Genomic DNA, 17009 nt, shown 5'->3' on the forward strand with positions numbered 1-17009 from the left:
CCCGAAACGAGCGCCTGCGGCCCGGAGAGCCAATACAGGCGCGCGGATCGGATGCTATGATGACCCAATCGGGTTCATCGACTCTCCCATGCGTATCATTCTGATCACCGGCATTTCGGGTTCCGGCAAGTCAGTGGCGCTCAACGCGCTCGAAGACGTCGGCTACTATTGCGTCGACAATCTGCCGCCGCGCTTTCTACCGCAACTTGCCCAATATCTCAGCGACGATGGCTACGAACGCCTCGCCGTCGCGATCGATGCGCGCTCGAGTTCGTCGTTCGACGACATGCCGGAGATGATCCGCGACCTGGCTCTTCGCCACGATGTGCGTGTGCTCTTCCTCAACGCGAGCACGCAGTCGCTCATCCAGCGCTTCTCGGAAACGCGGCGCCGCCATCCACTTTCGGGCTCCGCCGCGCACGACGCGAACGTGGGCATGCTCAAGTCACTCGAAGAAGCGATCGAGCACGAGCGCGAACTCGTCTCGAACCTCGCCGAATTCGGCCATCAGGTCGACACGAGCAACCTGAGTTCGAACGCACTGCGCCAGTGGGTGAAAGTGTTCGTCGGCGGCGAGCGCGGCTCGCTCATGCTCACGTTCGAATCGTTCGGCTTCAAGCGCGGTGTGCCGCTCGACGCGGACCTCGTGTTCGATGTGCGCACGCTGCCGAACCCGCATTACGACGCCCGCCTGCGGCCGCTCACCGGGCTCGATCAGCCCGTGATCGACTTTCTGAATGCGCAGTCGGCCGTTCACGAAATGATCGACGATGTCTATGCGTTCGTCGCGAAGTGGCTGCCGCATTTTCGCGCCGACAACCGCAGCTATCTCACCGTTGCGATTGGCTGCACGGGCGGACAACATCGATCGGTGTACATCGCCCAGACGCTCGCCACGCGCTTTGCCGGCGAGTCGAACGTTATCGTGCGTCACCGCGACGCGCCTCTCGATGTCGGAGAGTCGTCACGGCTGATCGCCTAACCGGCTGCGCATCGCGCGGCCCTTAACCGAAAGCGTTGCGCCATGCCCTCGTCTCCTGCCGTGCTTGCCGATTTGCCGTTGCTCCCGCTGCATACGGTACTGTTCCCCGGCGGCCTGCTGCCGCTCAAGATCTTCGAAGCGCGATACCTGGACATGGCGAGCGAGTGCCTGCGCGAGCACACGCCGTTCGGCGTGTGTCTGCTCAAAAGCGGCGCGGAAGTCGCGCAGCCCGACGAGACCACTGCCGTGCCCGAGCCCGTTGGCTGCCTCGCGCTCATCGAGCAATGCGATGTCGAGACCGTCGGCATGCTGCACATCCAGGCTCATGGCACCCAGCGCTTTCATCTGCTCTCGCATCGCGTGGAAGCCGACGGCCTGCTAGTGGGCATGGCCGAACTGATCCCCGAAGATATTCCGCTAGAAGGCGGCGATCAGCTCGCGCAATTCGGCGCGTGCGCGGAAGTCCTCGAGCGCATCATTGCGACGATCCGCGAGCGCGACCCCGCGAGCCTGCCGTTTGCAGAGCCGTTCCGCTTCGACGATCCCTCGTGGGTGTCGAACCGTCTGGCCGAGGTGCTGCCGATCGCGCTGCGCGCGCGTCAGAAGCTCATGGAGTTGAACGACGCGGGCGCGCGTATCGAAATCGTGCATCACTACATGCAGCAGCATCAGTTGCTTTGAGGCGGCGTTGATGCTGCGTTGATGTCGCTTGCTCGCTGACTCAGATCAGCGGTCCACGCAAACCGTCGAGCAGCTTGCGCACCGGCGCGGGCACGCCATAGGCGTCGATATTGCCGAGCGACACCCATGCGGTCTGTCCATCGTTGGCTTCGAGCGGCGCGGCATCGTGCTTGAGTTCGATCACGCGCGGCTCGATGTCGAGCTTGAAATGCGTGAACGTATGCGTGAGCGGCATGAGCGCGGAGCTCGACGCCGCGCCCTCCGGCGTCACGCCGAAGTCTCGCGCGCGCTCGGCGAGCGCGAGTTCGTCCGCCGCTTCGGGCAAGCTCCACAAGCCGCCCCAGATACCCGATGGCGGGCGCTTCTCCAGCATGACTGCGTCGCCGTCGAGCAGCACGAGCATCCATGTGCGCCGCGTGGGCACGGCCTTCTTCGGGCGCGCGGCGGGCAGTTCGCGCTGACGTCCCGTCGTCTTCGCCACGCAGTCGTCAGCGAAAGGGCAGCGCGCGCAGTCGGGCTTGCCGCGCCCGCACAGCGTCGCGCCAAAATCCATCAAGCCCTGCGTGTACGCGCTCACGTCGGCGTCGCTCGCTTCGGGACCCGGCACGAGCGTTTCGGCGAGCGTCCACATCGCGTTCTCCACGCGCTTTTCGCCAGGAAAGCCTTCCACGCCGAACACGCGCGCGAGCACGCGCTTCACGTTGCCGTCCAGGATCGTCTCGCGCGCGCCGAACGCGAACGACGCGATCGCCGCCGCCGTCGAACGGCCGATGCCGGGCAGCTCCGCGAGCGCCTCGACCGTCGACGGAAACTTGCCGCCGTGGGTATCGGCCACGACCTGCGCGCAGCGGTGCAGATTGCGTGCGCGCGAGTAATAGCCGAGGCCGGCCCAGAGCGCCATCACGTCGTCGTCGGGCGCGGCCGCGAGCGCTTCGACCGTGGGAAAGCGCTCGAGAAAACGCGTGTAGTACGGAATCACGGTCGAGACCTGGGTCTGCTGCAGCATGATTTCCGAGAGCCAGATGCGGTACGGGTCGCGTGTGTTCTGCCACGGCAGGTCATGACGGCCATGCTCGCGCTGCCAGGCGATCAGGCGCGGCGCGAAACCGGTAAGGAGTTCAGCGGGATAGGCGCCAGCCGGTAGCGGCGCGGAAATGGAGGACGTTCGGTACATGAAAAAGCTGGTCGCTCAGCGCTGGCAGCGCGGACAGAAATAGGTGGAACGCTGGCCCTGCACGATCTGTTTGATCGGCGTGCCGCACACGCGGCAGGGTTGGCCCGCGCGGTCATAAACGAAGTATTCGAGCTGGAAATAGCCGCTTTCGCCGTTGCTGCCGACGAAGTCGCGCAGCGTGCTGCCGCCCTTCTCGATGGCCGAGGCGAGCACGGCGCGCACGGCGTCCGCGAGCAACTCGTAACGCGCGAGCGAAACGCGGCCCGCCGGGGTCGTCGGCCGGATGCCGGCGCGGAACAAGCTTTCCGACGCGTAGATATTGCCAACGCCCACCACGATATCGCCCGCGAGCAGCGCCTGCTTGACGGCGACCTTGCGGCCGCGGGTCTCGCGAAAGAGCAGCGCACCGTCGAAGGCCGGCGCGAACGGCTCGATGCCGAGCCCCGCCAGCAGCGGATGGCCGAGCACGTCGCCGGCCTCGCGCGGGTGCCAGAGCACGGCGCCGAAACGGCGCGGGTCGCGAAAGCGCAGCGTGAAGTCGTCGAAGAACCAGTCGACGTGATCGTGCTTCTCCGCGGCGGGCGGCTTCGGCAGATTGCGCAGCACGCGCAGCGTGCCGGTCATGCCGAGATGCACGATGAACCAGCCCTCGTCGACCTCGAACAGCAGATATTTGCCGCGCCGACCGACCGAACGTATCGTGCGGCCGCGCAGCGTACGGGCGAGCGTGGCCGGCACGGGCCAGCGCAATGCGGGGTTGCGCACCTCCACACGCTCGACGCGGCGGCCCGCGACCCACGGTTCGATCCCCCTTCGGGTAACCTCAACTTCTGGCAACTCTGGCATGTCTGGCGGCCTGATTCGAATGCTGGTCCGGGTTGGTCTGCAACTTGCGTAAACGTGTGTGCGCGTTGTGCGCGTATTGTAGCCAGCGCGTTACAATCGACCGAAACATTCGACGGAATTCCATGGAACTGTCTTTCGTTAAGCTGTTCGCGAAGCGTCCCGCGACGCCCCGCGTGCCTGCCGCCTTCGCGCGTCGCCTCGTTGGCGCCGCGGTTCTCGCCGCCTGGGCGCTGACCACGTCGAGCGCGTATGCGCAGGATCCGTCCCCCGACACGGACGACACTTCCGTCACCATGCCGGACGCTTTCGGCCCCGCCTCGCCCGACGAGAAGAAGGATCTGCCGGGCGTTCCGCTGTCGAGCCAGATCGTCTTCCAGGTGCTCGCTGCCGAAATCGCTCTTCAGCGCGACCAGCCTGCACCGGCCTTTCAAACGTATCTCGCGCTCGCGCGCGACACGCACGACCCGCGCATGGCGCAACGTGGGACCGAAATCGCGCTCGCGGCGCAAAGCCCGTCCGATGCCCTGACCGCGGTCCAGCTCTGGCAGCAGTACGCGCCCGATTCCGAGCGCGCGGCGCAACTCGACGCTTCGCTGCTCGTGCTTGCCGGCAAGCCCGACGACGCCCAGCCGCTGCTCGCGCGCGAACTGGCGAAAGTACCGGCCGACAGCCGCGGCCAGGCCATCCTCTCGCTGCAGCTTCTGCTTTCGCGCGGCCCCAATCGCGTGGGCGGCCTGAATGTGCTCGAAGCGCTGCTCAAGGACGACATGAACCGTCCCGAGGCGCAGCTCGCGATCGGCCGCCAGCAACTGCTCGCCGACGACGCGCCCGGCGCGCGCAAGTCGTTCGAGCAGGCGCTCGCGCTCAAGCCCGACTACCTTCCCGCCGCGCTGATGCTCGCGCAGATGGGCCCGGAGGAGCGCGCCGAAGGCATTGCGTCGATCGAAAAGTACGTCCAGCAGAACCCGAAGTCGCGTGAAGGCCGTCTTGCACTTGCACAGACCTATCTCGCGGCCGACCGCCTCGATGACGCGCAGAAGCAGTTCGAGATCCTGCACAAGGACAACGCGACCGACCTGATGCCGCTCATGGCGCTCGCGCTCATCAGCGTGCAGCAGAAGAAGTTCGACGCTGCGCAGAAGTATTTGACGCAATACGCGCAACTTGCCGAGAAGAATCCGGCCGCCGACCCCGGTCAGGCCTATATCTACCTCGCGCAACTGTCGGTCGAGCAGAAGGACGACGCCGGCGCGCAGAAGTGGCTCGACAAGATCCAGCCCAGCAGCCAGCAGTACGTGCCGGCCCAGATCACGCGAGCGCAGATCCTGGACAAGGAAGGCAAGACCGACGACGCGCGCCGTCAGCTCGCGAGCATTCAGGCCGACGATCCGCGTGACCAGGCGCTGATCGCGCGCACCGATGCCGCGATCCTGTTCGACGCGAAGCGCTACCCGGAGGCGGAGGCACGGCTCGCGAAGGCGACCGCCGACTTCCCGGACGACCCGGACCTCACCTATGACTACGCGATGGCCGCGGAAAAAACCGGCCACTACGACGTCATGGAAGCGCAGCTGCGCAAGCTGATCAAGACGCAGCCCGACAATCCGCAGGCCTACAACGCGCTCGGATACTCGCTCGCGGACCGCAACCAGCGCCTGCAGGAAGCCGACAAACTGGTGGAAAAAGCCTCGGCGCTCGCACCGGACGACGCGTTCATCATGGACAGCGTGGGCTGGGTGAAATTCCGCCTGGGCGACAACGCCGACGCGATCAAGCTCTTGCGCAAAGCCTACAGTCTTCAGCCGAACGCGGAAATTGGCGCGCACCTCGGCGAAGTGCTCTGGAAAAACGGCGACCAGGACGGCGCCCGCGCTGCCTGGCGCGAGGCCCGCAAGCTCGAACCCGACAACGACACGCTCCTGAAGACGCTCAAGCGCCTCCAGGTCAACGATCTCTGATGGCAGATTTTTTCACTTCGATCTCCCCCAAGGCCCTCCCCGTTGCGCGCGCCGCCCGCCTTGTACGGCGCGCGTCGCTCGGCGCAGCGGCGGCTGCGCTCCTCGTGCTCACGGGCTGCGCGACGCAACAGCCGCCGCGCCAGCCGTCCACCTCGAACGCCACGACCTCGCTCTCTACGCAGACTAACCGCGCCTATCATGGCCGCTTCGCCGTGCAGTACGTCGACCAGAACGGCCAGCAGCGCAACGCGTACGGCAACTTCGAATGGCACGAGACCGATTCGACGGTGACGCTGCAACTGCTCAATCCGCTCGGCCAAACGCTGGCGCTCGTCACGTCCGCGCCGTCGCAAGCCACGCTGGAACTGCCTAACCGCCAGCCGCTCACGGCCGACAACGTGAGTACGCTCATGCAGCAGGCGCTCGGCTTCGCACTGCCCGTGGAAGGGCTGCGTTATTGGCTGCAGCCTTCGGTCGCGCCCACATCGCACGCGCGCACCACGCCCGATCCGCAGAATCCGCAGCGGCTTTCGCAGATCGAGCAGGACGGCTGGACCGTCGATTACGTCGCCTACGCGGACGCGCCGGCCACTGGCGTGAAGCGCGTGAATCTCACGCGCGAAGTCCCGCCGCTCCAGATCAAGCTCGTGCTCGACCAGTAAGCGCGCCGGTTACCGTCTCTCATCAGCAATATCTGGCCGGCATGCGCCGGCCAGGATCCAGGCATCACCCCAAGAGCATCATGATCGAAACCCAGGACTCGCTGCGCGACTGCCTCGCGCCCGCGAAACTCAATCTCTTCCTGCACATCACGGGCCGCCGTCCCAATGGCTATCACGATCTGCAGACCGTGTTCCAGTTGCTCGACTGGGGCGACACGCTGCATTTCACGCGCCGCCACGACGGCCGCATCACGCGCACCGTGGAAGTGGAAGGCGTACCTGCCGAGCACGACCTCACCGTGCGCGCCGCGACGCTGCTCAAGGAGCACACGGGTGCGAGCGAGGGTGTCGAGATCGATATCGAAAAGCGTCTGCCGATGGGCGCGGGACTCGGCGGCGGCAGCTCCGACGCAGCCACGACGCTGCTCGCGCTCAACCGCCTCTGGAAGCTCAACCTGCAGCGCGAGGAATTGCAGGCGCTCGCACTCAAGCTGGGCGCAGACGTGCCCTTCTTCGTGTTCGGAAAAAATGCGTTCGCGGAGGGTGTTGGCGAAGCTCTCGAGGCTGTACAATTGCCCCCGCGTCATTTTTTGGTCGTGACGCCGCGGGTTCATGTTCCTACTGCCGAGATTTTTTCAGAAAAATCGTTGACAAGGGACACAAAGACCCGCACAATAGCAGTCTTTCTTGCACAGCAAGCAACGCAAAACGGATGGCCAGACAGCTTCGGTCATAACGATATGCAAGCGGTTGTCGCAGGAAAATACGCGGAAGTAGCGCAGGTGCTTCGATGGTTTGAGAGTGTGTCGAACAGCATCGCACCAGCGCGGATGACCGGATCGGGTGCCAGCGTTTTTGCAGCATTCGCCAGTCGGTCCGAAGCAGAATCGGCACGAGCCAGGCTGCTTGCGGAACAACCGGACTGGAGAAGCGCGGTAGCCTCGAGTCTGAATACGCATCCACTCTTCGCTTTCGCGGCATAGTTTTGCGTGGTTGATCGTCCTACCGGTCAGTCAGGCTCAAAGTTGAGTGTAGGGGAGTCGCCAAGTTGGTTAAGGCACCGGATTTTGATTCCGGCATGCGAGGGTTCGAGTCCTTCCTCCCCTGCCAAAATTTCCAGGCAGTTCGCTCTGTGGGTTACCCAGGGCAGTTCGCCTAAGTAGTTCCTCTCGCCCCCTCAAAGTCCGCAGCAGGTGCATGATGAGCAGCCATGACGGCCTGATGGTTTTTACTGGCAACGCAAATCCCGCGCTTGCCCAGGAAGTCGTCAAGATCCTCGGTATTCCCCTCGGCAAGGCTATGGTTAGCCGCTTTTCCGACGGTGAGATCCAGGTCGAAATCCAGGAAAACGTGCGCGGCAAGGACGTCTTCGTCCTTCAGTCGACTTGCGCGCCGACCAACGACAACCTGATGGAACTGATGATCATGGTCGATGCGCTCAAGCGCGCATCCGCAGGCCGGATCACCGCAGCTATCCCCTACTTCGGCTATGCCCGTCAAGACCGCCGCCCCCGTTCGGCGCGCGTCGCCATCTCGGCGAAGGTCGTGGCGAACATGCTGGAGATCGCCGGCGTCGAGCGGATCATCACGATGGATCTGCACGCCGACCAGATTCAGGGCTTCTTCGATATTCCCGTCGACAACATCTATGCAACGCCCGTGCTGCTCGGCGATCTGCGCAAGCAGAATCACGAGAACCTGCTGGTCGTTTCGCCGGACGTCGGCGGCGTCGTGCGCGCCCGTGCGCTCGCCAAGCAACTGAATTGCGATCTCGCCATCATCGACAAGCGTCGTCCGAAGGCGAACGTCGCCGAAGTGATGAACATCATCGGTGAAGTCGAAGGCCGCACCTGCGTGATCATGGACGACATGGTCGACACCGCCGGCACGCTCTGCAAGGCAGCGCAAGTGCTGAAGGAACGCGGCGCGAAGAAGGTGTTTGCTTACGCCACGCACCCGGTTCTCTCGGGTGGCGCAGGCGAGCGTATCGCCGCTTCGGCTCTGGACGAACTCGTCGTGACCGACACAATTCCGCTGGGCACCGAAGCGCGTTCGTGCGCGAAGATCCGTTCGCTCACGAGCGCAGGACTTCTCGCCGAAACGTTCTCGCGTATCCGCCGCGGCGACTCGGTGATGTCGCTCTTCGCGGAAAGCTGATAAGTATTGACGCGCAAGGCGCGGTGTTCGCAAGAGCGCCGCGCCTTTGCACGTAATCGGCGCGAACGGACGAAGGTTCGCGCTGCATCACTGGGGGCCCAAAGGCAGGCGTTCTGCTGAAAAGGCCCCGTTTTACTGCCTGGTCGCGGGCAGTGCAATGGAGAATCAAATGAAAGTCATCGCTTTCGAGCGCAACCTGCAAGGTACGGGTGCGAGCCGCCGCCTGCGCAATGCTGGCAAGACCCCTGGCATCGTGTACGGTGTCGGTTCGGAGCCGCAACTGGTCGAAGTCGACCACAATGCGCTGTGGCACGCCCTGAAGAAGGAAGCCTTCCACTCGTCGATCCTCGAGCTCGAAGTGGCAGGCAAGTCGCAGCAAGTGCTGCTGCGCGACGTGCAATACCACCCGTTCCGTCAGCTCGTGCTGCACGTGGACTTCCAGCGCGTGGATCCGAACAAGAAGATCCACACGAAGGTGCCCCTGCACTTCATGAACCAGGAAACCAACCCGGCTGTGAAGACGGGTGGCGCGATCATCTCGCACGTTCTGGCTGAAATCGAAGTCCAGTGCCTGCCGGGCCAACTGCCGGAATTCCTCGAAGTCGACCTCGCGAAGATCGAAGCCGGCCAATCGCTGCATGCCAAGGACATCACCCTGCCCGCAGGCGTGACGCTGGTTCAGCACGTTGAAGCGGAAAACCCGGTCATCGTGTCGGCACCCGTGCCGGCTGGCGCCCAAGCGGCTGCTGAAGGCGAAGAAGCGCCGGCTGCGGAGTAAGCGCAGCGGCCTCAATGAGCCGATCCTCTCGATCCGTTTCCCTGAAACGGACGACGTGACCCGCCGCGGTTCGCCCCGGCGGGTTTTTTTTCGCACTTTTTCGTACACTTGCGGGTCAATTCAACGATTTCCGCTGGCGGAACACCACAATGATCAGGTTGATCGTCGGGCTCGGCAATCCGGGCGCCGAATACACGGCGACGCGCCACAACGCGGGCTTCTGGCTCGTGGACCAGCTCGCGCGCGAAGCCGGCACGACGCTGCGCGACGAGCGGCGCTTCCACGGCCACTATGCGAAGGCGCGCCTCTACGGCGAGGAAGTGCATCTGCTCGAACCGCAGACCTATATGAACCGCTCCGGGCAATCGGTTGTCGCGCTCGCGGCCTTCTTCAAGATCCTGCCCGATGAGATCCTCGTCGCGCACGACGAGCTCGATCTGCCGCCCGGCACCGTCAAGCTCAAGCTCGGCGGCGGTAGCGGCGGCCACAACGGCCTGAAGGACATTTCCGCGCATCTGTCGACGCAGCAGTACTGGCGTTTGCGCATCGGCATCGGCCATCCGCGCGACCTGATTCCCGAAGGCGCGCGCGCCGGCGCCAAGCCCGATGTCGCGAACTTCGTGCTCAAGCCGCCGCGCCGCGAAGAGCAAGAGGTGATCGACGCCTCGATCGAACGCGCGCTCGCCGTGATGCCGACGTTCCTGAAGGGCGAGGCCGAACGCGCGGTGATGCAGTTGCATCGCAATGGTTGAAACAAGGAGAGCGTCTTGAGTCGTTACTGGAGTGACATCGTCAACCGGCTCGTGCCCTACGTGCCGGGCGAACAGCCCGCGCTCGCGAAGCCGGTCAAGCTCAACACCAACGAGAATCCGTATGCGCCCTCCCCGCGCGTGCTCGAGGCGATCCGCCACGAGCTGGGCGAGACGGGCGAGTCGCTGCGCCGCTATCCCGACCCCGTCGCGAAGCGTCTGCGCGCCGGCGTGGCCGCGCATCACGGCATCCGCGCGGAGCAGGTGTTCGTCGGCAACGGCTCGGACGAGGTGCTCGCTCACGCATTCCAGGCGCTGCTCAAGCACGACAAGCCGATCCTCTTTCCCGACATTACCTACAGCTTCTACCCGACCTACGCGCGGCTCTACGAGGTCGAGTACCGCACGGTGCCGCTCACGGAGCAGTTCACGATTCGCGTCGACGATTACCGCCAGCCCAATGGCGGCGTGATCTTCCCGAATCCGAATGCGCCCACGGGTCACGCGCTGCTGCTCGCGGAAATCGAGCGGCTCGTCGCGGCGAACAGGGAATCCGTGGTGGTGATCGACGAAGCGTATGTGGATTTCGGCGCCGAATCGGCGATCGCGCTGATCGACCGCTATCCGAACCTGCTGGTCGTGCACACGACTTCGAAATCGCGCTCACTCGCGGGCATGCGCGTGGGCTTCGCGTTCGGTCACCCCGATCTCATCGATGCGCTCAACCGTGTGAAGGACAGCTTCAACTCATACCCGCTCGACCGCCTGGCGCAAGCCGCCGCGACCGCCGCTTACGAAGACGACGAATGGCTCAGGACCACCAGCGCACGCGTGATCGCAAGCCGCGAGCGCCTGACGGCCGCGCTCACGGCGCTCGGCTTCGAAGTGGTGCCTTCGGCGGCGAATTTCGTCTTCGCGAAGCACCCCGCACACGACGCGGCGGCAATTGCGGCCAAACTGCGCGAAAAAGAGATCTTCGTGCGCCATTTCAACGCGCCGCGCGTGAACCAGCATCTGCGCATCTCGATCGGCACCGATGCCGAGTGCGACACGCTCGTCGGTGCATTGAAGGCCATCGTCGCGTAAGAAGACGGCAAGATGAAATAAGAAACGCGCCAGTTGGCGCGTTTTTTATTTCCGGAGGATTGCGCGATTCAGGCGTTGTTCTTCGCCGCCGTCAGCGCGTGGTACTTCTGCATCAATTGCTCGGGCGACTCGACATGCTCTGGATTCTTGGGAATGCACTCCACCGGGCACACCTGGATGCACTGCGGCTCATCGAAATGGCCGACACATTCGGTGCACTTTTTCGGGTCGATCACGTAGATTTCCGGGCCCATCGAGATCGCGTCGTTTGGGCACTCGGGCTCGCACACGTCGCAATTGATGCACTCGTCGGTAATCATCAGGGCCATGCTGTTCTCACTTCCTGCCGGCGCGAAGGCCGGCTCACACGTTGCTCAGCCCTATAGTTTACGCTGCTTTCGCCACGCGTTCACGCCTTCGTAACCGGGCCCATCGAGGCGACCTTGTCCTGCAAGCGCTTTTCCACGGACGGAAACACGAACTTGCTCACATCGCCGCCCAACTGGGCAATTTCACGCACGATCGTGCCCGAAATGAACTGATACTGGTCCGACGGCGTCATGAACATCGTCTCGACGTCGGGCAGCAGGTAGCGGTTCATGCCCGCCATCTGGAATTCGTACTCGAAGTCCGATACGGCGCGCAGGCCGCGCACGATGACGCGTGCGTTGTTGGTGCGCACGAAGTCCTTCAGGAGCCCCTTGAAGCTCATGACCTGCACGTTCGGATAGTGGCCGAGCACCTCGTGGGCAATCTCGAGCCGCTCGTCGAGCGAGAAGAAAGGCTTCTTGTTGCGGCTGTCCGCAACGCCGACTACCAGCGTGTCGAAAATGCTCGACGCGCGCCGCACGAGATCTTCGTGGCCGCGCGTGAGCGGGTCGAAGGTACCGGGGTACACGGCGACTACCATGAGGCTTCTCCTCTCAACAGAAATGGGGCGCAATGCGGTGCCGTGGCGACGCATGCACACGTGCGTGCGTGACGGCCAGGCCGCCCGCCGCTTCTTATCGAACGCGCATTATTCCTCATTTTCGCGCTGCAGCAAATGATAGTGAACCGCACCCGCCCGGCCCTCGCGCACCACGCTCCAGCCCGCCAGCGTGGGCCGCGCTGCCGGATCGATGCGCTCGCCCGACTCCACATAAAGCCAGCCGTCCGGCGCGACGAGCGGCGCGGCCAGCTCGAGCGCACGCTCGAGCAGCGCGGTGTCGCCGAACGGGGGATCGAGGAACACCACATCGAACGAGCCTGGCGCGAGATTGGCCGCGAGGCGCAGTGCATCGGCTTCCGCGATTTCGATCATGCGCGCGCCAAGGTGCGCCTGGTTCGCGCGCAGTTGCGCGACGGCGCGCGCGCTGCGCTCCACCATCACGACGCGCGCGGCGCCGCGCGAGGCCGCCTCGAAGCCGAGGCCGCCGCTGCCCGCGAAAAGATCGAGACAACGCAGGCCGTCGAGACGCTGGCCGAGCCAGTTGAAGAGCGTTTCGCGCACGCGGTCGGGAGTCGGGCGCAGACCATCGAGGTCGAGCACCGGCAGCGGCGTGCGCTTCCAGTCGCCGCCGATGATGCGGATCGTGTGCGCGCCACCGCCGCCACGTGCGCGCGGATCGGATTGATGGGTGCGGCCGCCTTGGCCACGTGAAGGTGAGGAACGGGTCATGCGTTGGGTCGTACGGCTGCGTGCATATGACCGCCGGCAGTCAACCTGCCGGCGGAACTCGACTGCGAGGTTCGGGCACGACGCTTTCGCATCGCACCCTCCAATGCGCGCACGTTACCACAGGGGCGCGCAGGTGCCGCGTGCGCGCCGCAACGGCCCTAGGTGGGCCCCCACGGCGACGCCGCAGCGACTCCAGCGAACGCGCCTGATAAAATGCCATGTTTTCCGCGCGTTACCTCTTCCCATGCCGTCGCTGACCGCCCCTCGGTCCGATCCGCAGCGCGCCTGACCCACCCCAGACCATGTTCAGTTTCTTCAAACGATTCCGCGGCTCGAAGGACGCCGAGAACGCGCCGGCCGAGAACGCGCAGGACGAAGCCACGCTCGAGGCGCCGGACGAGGCCGTCGACGCGCCCGCCAGCACGCCCCGCGAACCGTCGCCCGCGCCGTCCGCTCCACCGGTCGTGCCCGCTCCGGTCCAGCCGCAGCAAGCCGCCGACGAAAACGATGACGAACCGGAAGCCGTCGAAATCGTCCCGCCGCCCGCGCTCGAGGCCGCCGCAAAGCAATCGTGGCTCACGCGCCTGAGGTCGGGGCTCTCGAAAACCGGCTCGAACATCCAGAGCATCTTCGTCAATGCGAAGATCGACGACGATCTCTACGAGGAGCTGGAAACCGCGCTGCTGATGTCGGATGCGGGCGTCGACGCGACCGAATATCTGCTCGAAACGCTGCGCCAGAAGGTGCGCGCCGAGCGCCTGACCGACGCACTGCAGGTGAAGAACGCCCTGCGCGAGCTGCTCATCGGCCTGCTCAAGCCGCTCGAAAAGTCGCTCATGCTCGGCCGCGCGCAGCCGCTTGTGATGATGATCGCGGGCGTGAACGGCGCGGGCAAGACCACCAGCATCGGCAAGCTCGCCAAGCATCTGCAAAGCTTCGACCAGAGCGTGCTGCTCGCCGCCGGCGACACGTTCCGCGCCGCCGCGCGCGAACAGCTCGCCATTTGGGGGCAGCGCAACAACGTGACGGTCGTGCAGCAGGAAGGCGGCGACCCGGCGGCGGTGATCTACGACGCCGTGAGCGCCGCACGCGCACGCCGCATCGACGTGGTGATGGCCGACACCGCGGGCCGCCTGCCCACGCAATTGCACCTGATGGACGAGCTGAAGAAGGTCAAGCGCGTGATCGGCAAGGCGTTCGACGGCGCGCCGCACGAGGTGGTGCTCGTGATCGACGCGAACACGGGCCAGAACGCGCTCGCACAGGTCAAGGCCTTCGACGACGCGCTTGGCCTCACGGGCCTCATCGTCACGAAGCTCGACGGCACCGCCAAGGGCGGCATTCTCGCCGCGATCGCACGGCAGCGCCCGATTCCCGTGTATTTCATCGGCGTGGGCGAAAAGGTCGAAGACCTGCAGCCGTTCGTGGCCGAGGAATTCGCCGACGCGCTGCTTGGCAGCTGACAGCGCGCTTTATCCGGACTGAGATGCACGAAGGGCGTCGTTCTCACGAACGACGCCCTTCTTCATCGGTACGGTCAGACGCTCATTCCGTATCCGGCTGCACACCCGGCGCGGCGCGCGCGAACGCATCGAGCGTGAGCGCGTAGTCGTTGATGCGCTGAATGGTCGGGTAACGCGTCGTGTCGATCTTGAACCGGTTCGCGTTGTAGACCTGCGGCACGATGCAAAGATCGGCGACAGTCGGCGTGTCGCTGAACGCGAGCTTGCCGGTGCGCGGATCGCTGGCGAGCCGCTGTTCGAGCGTCGCGAAGCCCGCCTCGATCCAGTGGCGATACCACGCGTCTTTCGTCGCATCATCCGCGCCCACGGTGTGCTTGAGGTACTTGAGCACGCGCAGGTTGTCCACCGGATGAATCTCGCACGCCACCTGCAGCGCGAGAGAGCGCACGTGAGCGCGATCGACGGGCGACTTCGGCAGCAGCGGCGGCTCGGGATGCGTCTCTTCGAGATACTCGATGATCGCGAGCGACTGCTGGAGCGTGTGCCCTTCGTCGTCGACGAACGCCGGCACGATCGCGTCGGGATTCACCTGGCGGTAGGCGGGCTTGAGCTGCTCGCCCCCGTCGCGCACGAGGTGAACCGGCACGTACTCGTACGACAGATTCTTCAGATTCAACGCAATGCGCACTCGATACGACGCCGAACTGCGGAAATAGCTGTAAAGCTTCATGCTCCTCTCTTGCTCCTCTTGAATCGTGATCCGGCGCGCGGCGCTCAGACGACCCGCACCGCGAATTCGCCGATCCCTGCCACACCACCCGTCATCAGATCGCCCTTGACCACGGCGCCCACGCCTTCGGGCGTGCCCGTGTAGATCAGGTCGCCGGCCTTGAGCTCGAACAGCGTCGAAAGGAACGCGATCGTGTCGGCAACCGGCCAGATCATCTGCGAGATGTCGGAGCGCTGCTTGTCCTCGCCGTTGACCGCGAGCCAGATTTCGCCCTTCGCGAGCTGGCCGATCTTCGAAACCGGATGGATCGGGCCGATCGGCGCCGAATGGTCGAAGCCCTTGGCCGTATCCCACGGACGACCGAGCTTCTTCGCCTCACCCTGCAAGTCGCGGCGCGTCATATCGAGGCCGAGCGCGTAGCCATACACGTGGTCGAGCGCGCTCGCGACCGGAATGTCCTTGCCGCCCTTGCCGATGGCCGCGACGAGCTCCATCTCGAAGTGCACGTTCTGCGATTGCGCGGGATACGGAAATTCGGCGGTCGAGCCGGGCGCAACGTAGAGCACGGCGTCGGCGGGCTTGGAGAAGAAGAACGGCGGTTCACGGTTCGGATCGTGGCCCATCTCGCGCGCGTGTGCTTCGTAGTTGCGGCCAACGCAGTAGATCCGCCGCACCGGGAAACGCGTGTCGCTGCCGGCCACCGGCACCGAGGCGAGCGCCGCCGGTTCGAATACGTACGTCATGGAGTTCTCCGTCTTGGTGATGGGGCGTGCGCGAGGCACGCGGGCCTGTAGATCGCACGGCTTGCGCCGCCAGAACAATCGCGAGTGTAACGCGCGGCGGTGGGCGTGCGCGGCGGCGCCTTCATCAAGTAGCCGGCGAGGTGGGGCCGCCCAGGTGGGGCCGCCCAGGTGGGGCCGCCCAGGTGGGGCCGCCCAGGTGGGGCCGCCCAGGCGGGCCGCGGGCGTGGCCGGCGAGCCACGCCGTGCTCGTGCGATACTTCTCGCATTCCCCATTTCAATACGACGGCGGCCCGCCGCACGCCGTCGAACGAACCGCGCTCGCCCATGACCACCGCCGACTCCACCGACATCTTCCCGTGCGCCCGCTTCATCAAGGAGATCGGCCGCGGACCGCACGGCGCACGCTCGCTCTCGTCCGAAGACACGCACGCTCTTTACGCCGCCATGCTCGACGGCCGCGTGCCCGAGCTGGAGCTAGGCGCGGTGCTGCTCGCCTACCGCCTCAAGGGCGAAACCGCGGATGAGCTGGCCGCCATGCTCTGCGCTGCGCACGCCTCGTTCGCGCCGCTCGCAGTGCCGCAAGGCGACTATCGGCCCGTGTCGATCCCAAGCTACAACGGCGCGCGCAAGCAGCCGAATCTAGTGCCGCTGCTCGCCTTGCTGCTCGCGCGCGAAGGCGTGCCGGCGCTCGTGCACGGCGTCGTCACCGATCCGGGCCGCATCACGAGCGCGGAAATCTTCGCGGCGCTGAATCGGCCCGAAGCACGCGATCACGCCGAAATCGAGGCGCAACTGGCGTCGAGCCGCGTGGCGTTTTCGTCGATCGAAACGCTCGCGCCCAAACTCGCGCGCCTGCTCTCGATGCGCCGGCGCATGGGCGTGCGCAACTCCACGCACACGCTCGTCAAGCTGCTGCAGCCGTTCGCCGAGCCGGGCCTGCGTCTCGTGAACTACACGCACCCGCCGTACCGCGAAAGCCTGAGCGCCCTCTTCGCGGCGCATCCGGAAGCGGCGGTGGGCGGCGCGTTGCTCGCGCGCGGCACCGAGGGCGAAGCCGTTGCCGATACCCGCCGTCAGGTGCAGGTCGACTGGCTGCACGACGGCATCTGCGAAACGCTGGTCGAACCGGAGCGCTCGTCGCCCGGTGCGCCCGAAGTCGATCTGCCCGAAGGCCGCGACGCGCCCACTACGGCCGCCTGGATCGAAGCCGTGTTGCGCGGCGAAGCGCCGGTGCCGGAAGCGATCACGCGCCAGATCGAGACGATCAAGCGCATCGCGAAGCGCTAGCGATCGAACAGGAAACGCATCGCCCAATGCGCAGAAACCCGTGCGGGGCGGGC

General features: G+C 65.2%; 18 protein-coding genes and 1 tRNA gene. 12 read left to right on the forward strand and 7 right to left on the reverse strand.

Annotation, left to right across the window (positions count from 1 at the left end; translation table 11 throughout):
* Nucleotides 1-88 precede the first annotated feature (88 nt).
* Nucleotides 89-982 (forward strand): RNase adapter RapZ, encoded by an 894-nt coding sequence (rapZ, locus tag M3I56_RS03210; protein WP_254352526.1) that lies wholly within the window; start codon nt 89-91, stop codon nt 980-982.
* A 42-nt stretch (nt 983-1024) separates the two neighbouring features.
* Entirely contained in the window at nt 1025-1663 is a 639-nt protein-coding gene (locus M3I56_RS03215) for an LON peptidase substrate-binding domain-containing protein (RefSeq protein ID WP_254352527.1), read from the forward strand.
* Nucleotides 1664-1703: 40 nt separating this feature from the next.
* Here M3I56_RS03215 and mutY read toward each other — a convergent pair whose 3' ends face one another.
* Nucleotides 1704-2837 (reverse strand): A/G-specific adenine glycosylase, encoded by a 1134-nt coding sequence (gene mutY, locus M3I56_RS03220; protein WP_254352528.1) that lies wholly within the window; start codon nt 2835-2837, stop codon nt 1704-1706.
* A 15-nt stretch (nt 2838-2852) separates the two neighbouring features.
* Complete coding sequence (gene mutM, locus M3I56_RS03225; RefSeq protein ID WP_028201855.1) at nt 2853-3683, reverse strand: bifunctional DNA-formamidopyrimidine glycosylase/DNA-(apurinic or apyrimidinic site) lyase; 831 nt, start codon at nt 3681-3683, stop codon at nt 2853-2855.
* A gap of 122 nt (nt 3684-3805) precedes the next feature.
* Here mutM and M3I56_RS03230 point away from each other — a divergent pair, with 122 nt between their 5' ends.
* The 8 genes from M3I56_RS03230 (at nt 3806) to hisC (ending at nt 11073) form a co-directional block, all read left to right on the forward strand.
* Nucleotides 3806-5641 carry a tetratricopeptide repeat protein gene (locus tag M3I56_RS03230; protein WP_254352529.1) on the forward strand — a complete coding sequence of 612 codons (1836 nt, stop codon included), beginning with the start codon at nt 3806-3808 and terminating at the stop codon, nt 5639-5641.
* Nucleotides 5641-6303: a lipoprotein insertase outer membrane protein LolB gene (lolB, locus tag M3I56_RS03235; protein WP_254352530.1), complete on the forward strand. Its 663-nt coding sequence runs from the start codon at nt 5641-5643 to the stop codon at nt 6301-6303. Before M3I56_RS03230 ends, lolB begins: the two co-directional genes overlap by 1 nt.
* A gap of 80 nt (nt 6304-6383) precedes the next feature.
* Entirely contained in the window at nt 6384-7286 is a 903-nt protein-coding gene (gene ispE, locus M3I56_RS03240; RefSeq protein ID WP_254352531.1) for a 4-(cytidine 5'-diphospho)-2-C-methyl-D-erythritol kinase, read from the forward strand.
* 50 nt (nt 7287-7336) lie between these two features.
* A tRNA-Gln gene (locus tag M3I56_RS03245) sits at nt 7337-7413 on the forward strand.
* Between the two features lie 90 nt (nt 7414-7503).
* A complete protein-coding gene (locus M3I56_RS03250; RefSeq protein ID WP_028201851.1) occupies nt 7504-8460 on the forward strand; it encodes a ribose-phosphate pyrophosphokinase in 957 nt (318 codons plus the stop codon).
* 169 nt (nt 8461-8629) lie between these two features.
* Nucleotides 8630-9238, forward strand: a complete 609-nt coding sequence (locus M3I56_RS03255) for a 50S ribosomal protein L25/general stress protein Ctc (RefSeq protein ID WP_254352532.1) — start codon at nt 8630-8632, stop codon at nt 9236-9238.
* Between the two features lie 149 nt (nt 9239-9387).
* Nucleotides 9388-9990: an aminoacyl-tRNA hydrolase gene (gene pth / locus M3I56_RS03260; protein ID WP_254352533.1), complete on the forward strand. Its 603-nt coding sequence runs from the start codon at nt 9388-9390 to the stop codon at nt 9988-9990.
* A gap of 15 nt (nt 9991-10005) precedes the next feature.
* Nucleotides 10006-11073, forward strand: coding sequence for a histidinol-phosphate transaminase (gene hisC / locus M3I56_RS03265; RefSeq protein WP_254352534.1), 1068 nt, complete (start codon nt 10006-10008; stop codon nt 11071-11073).
* A 68-nt stretch (nt 11074-11141) separates the two neighbouring features.
* Here hisC and M3I56_RS03270 read toward each other — a convergent pair whose 3' ends face one another.
* The 3 genes from M3I56_RS03270 to rsmD form a co-directional block, all read right to left on the reverse strand.
* The gene (locus M3I56_RS03270; RefSeq protein WP_069264882.1) at nt 11142-11402 is read right to left on the reverse strand and encodes a YfhL family 4Fe-4S dicluster ferredoxin; all 261 of its coding nucleotides are present in this window, start codon (nt 11400-11402) and stop codon (nt 11142-11144) included.
* 80 nt (nt 11403-11482) lie between these two features.
* The gene (gene coaD, locus M3I56_RS03275) at nt 11483-11983 is read right to left on the reverse strand and encodes a pantetheine-phosphate adenylyltransferase (RefSeq protein WP_254352535.1); all 501 of its coding nucleotides are present in this window, start codon (nt 11981-11983) and stop codon (nt 11483-11485) included.
* Between the two features lie 108 nt (nt 11984-12091).
* Nucleotides 12092-12733: a 16S rRNA (guanine(966)-N(2))-methyltransferase RsmD gene (gene rsmD, locus M3I56_RS03280; RefSeq protein WP_254352536.1), complete on the reverse strand. Its 642-nt coding sequence runs from the start codon at nt 12731-12733 to the stop codon at nt 12092-12094.
* A gap of 302 nt (nt 12734-13035) precedes the next feature.
* Between rsmD and ftsY the strand changes: the two genes are divergently transcribed.
* Nucleotides 13036-14196, forward strand: coding sequence for a signal recognition particle-docking protein FtsY (gene ftsY, locus M3I56_RS03285; RefSeq protein ID WP_254352537.1), 1161 nt, complete (start codon nt 13036-13038; stop codon nt 14194-14196).
* Between the two features lie 82 nt (nt 14197-14278).
* On the opposite strand, the gene maiA is transcribed toward ftsY, so the two are convergent.
* The gene (gene maiA / locus M3I56_RS03290; protein ID WP_254352538.1) at nt 14279-14926 is read right to left on the reverse strand and encodes a maleylacetoacetate isomerase; all 648 of its coding nucleotides are present in this window, start codon (nt 14924-14926) and stop codon (nt 14279-14281) included.
* Between the two features lie 44 nt (nt 14927-14970).
* A complete protein-coding gene (locus M3I56_RS03295) occupies nt 14971-15669 on the reverse strand; it encodes a fumarylacetoacetate hydrolase family protein (protein WP_028201842.1) in 699 nt (232 codons plus the stop codon).
* Between the two features lie 324 nt (nt 15670-15993).
* On the opposite strand from M3I56_RS03295, the gene ybiB reads away from it, so the two are divergent.
* Nucleotides 15994-16956, forward strand: a complete 963-nt coding sequence (gene ybiB, locus M3I56_RS03300; RefSeq protein ID WP_254352539.1) for a DNA-binding protein YbiB — start codon at nt 15994-15996, stop codon at nt 16954-16956.
* Nucleotides 16957-17009: the final 53 nt, after the last annotated feature.

Origin of the sequence: Paraburkholderia sp. CNPSo 3281, from assembly GCF_024206515.1 — a bacterium.
Lineage (GTDB): Bacteria > Pseudomonadota > Gammaproteobacteria > Burkholderiales > Burkholderiaceae > Paraburkholderia > Paraburkholderia nodosa.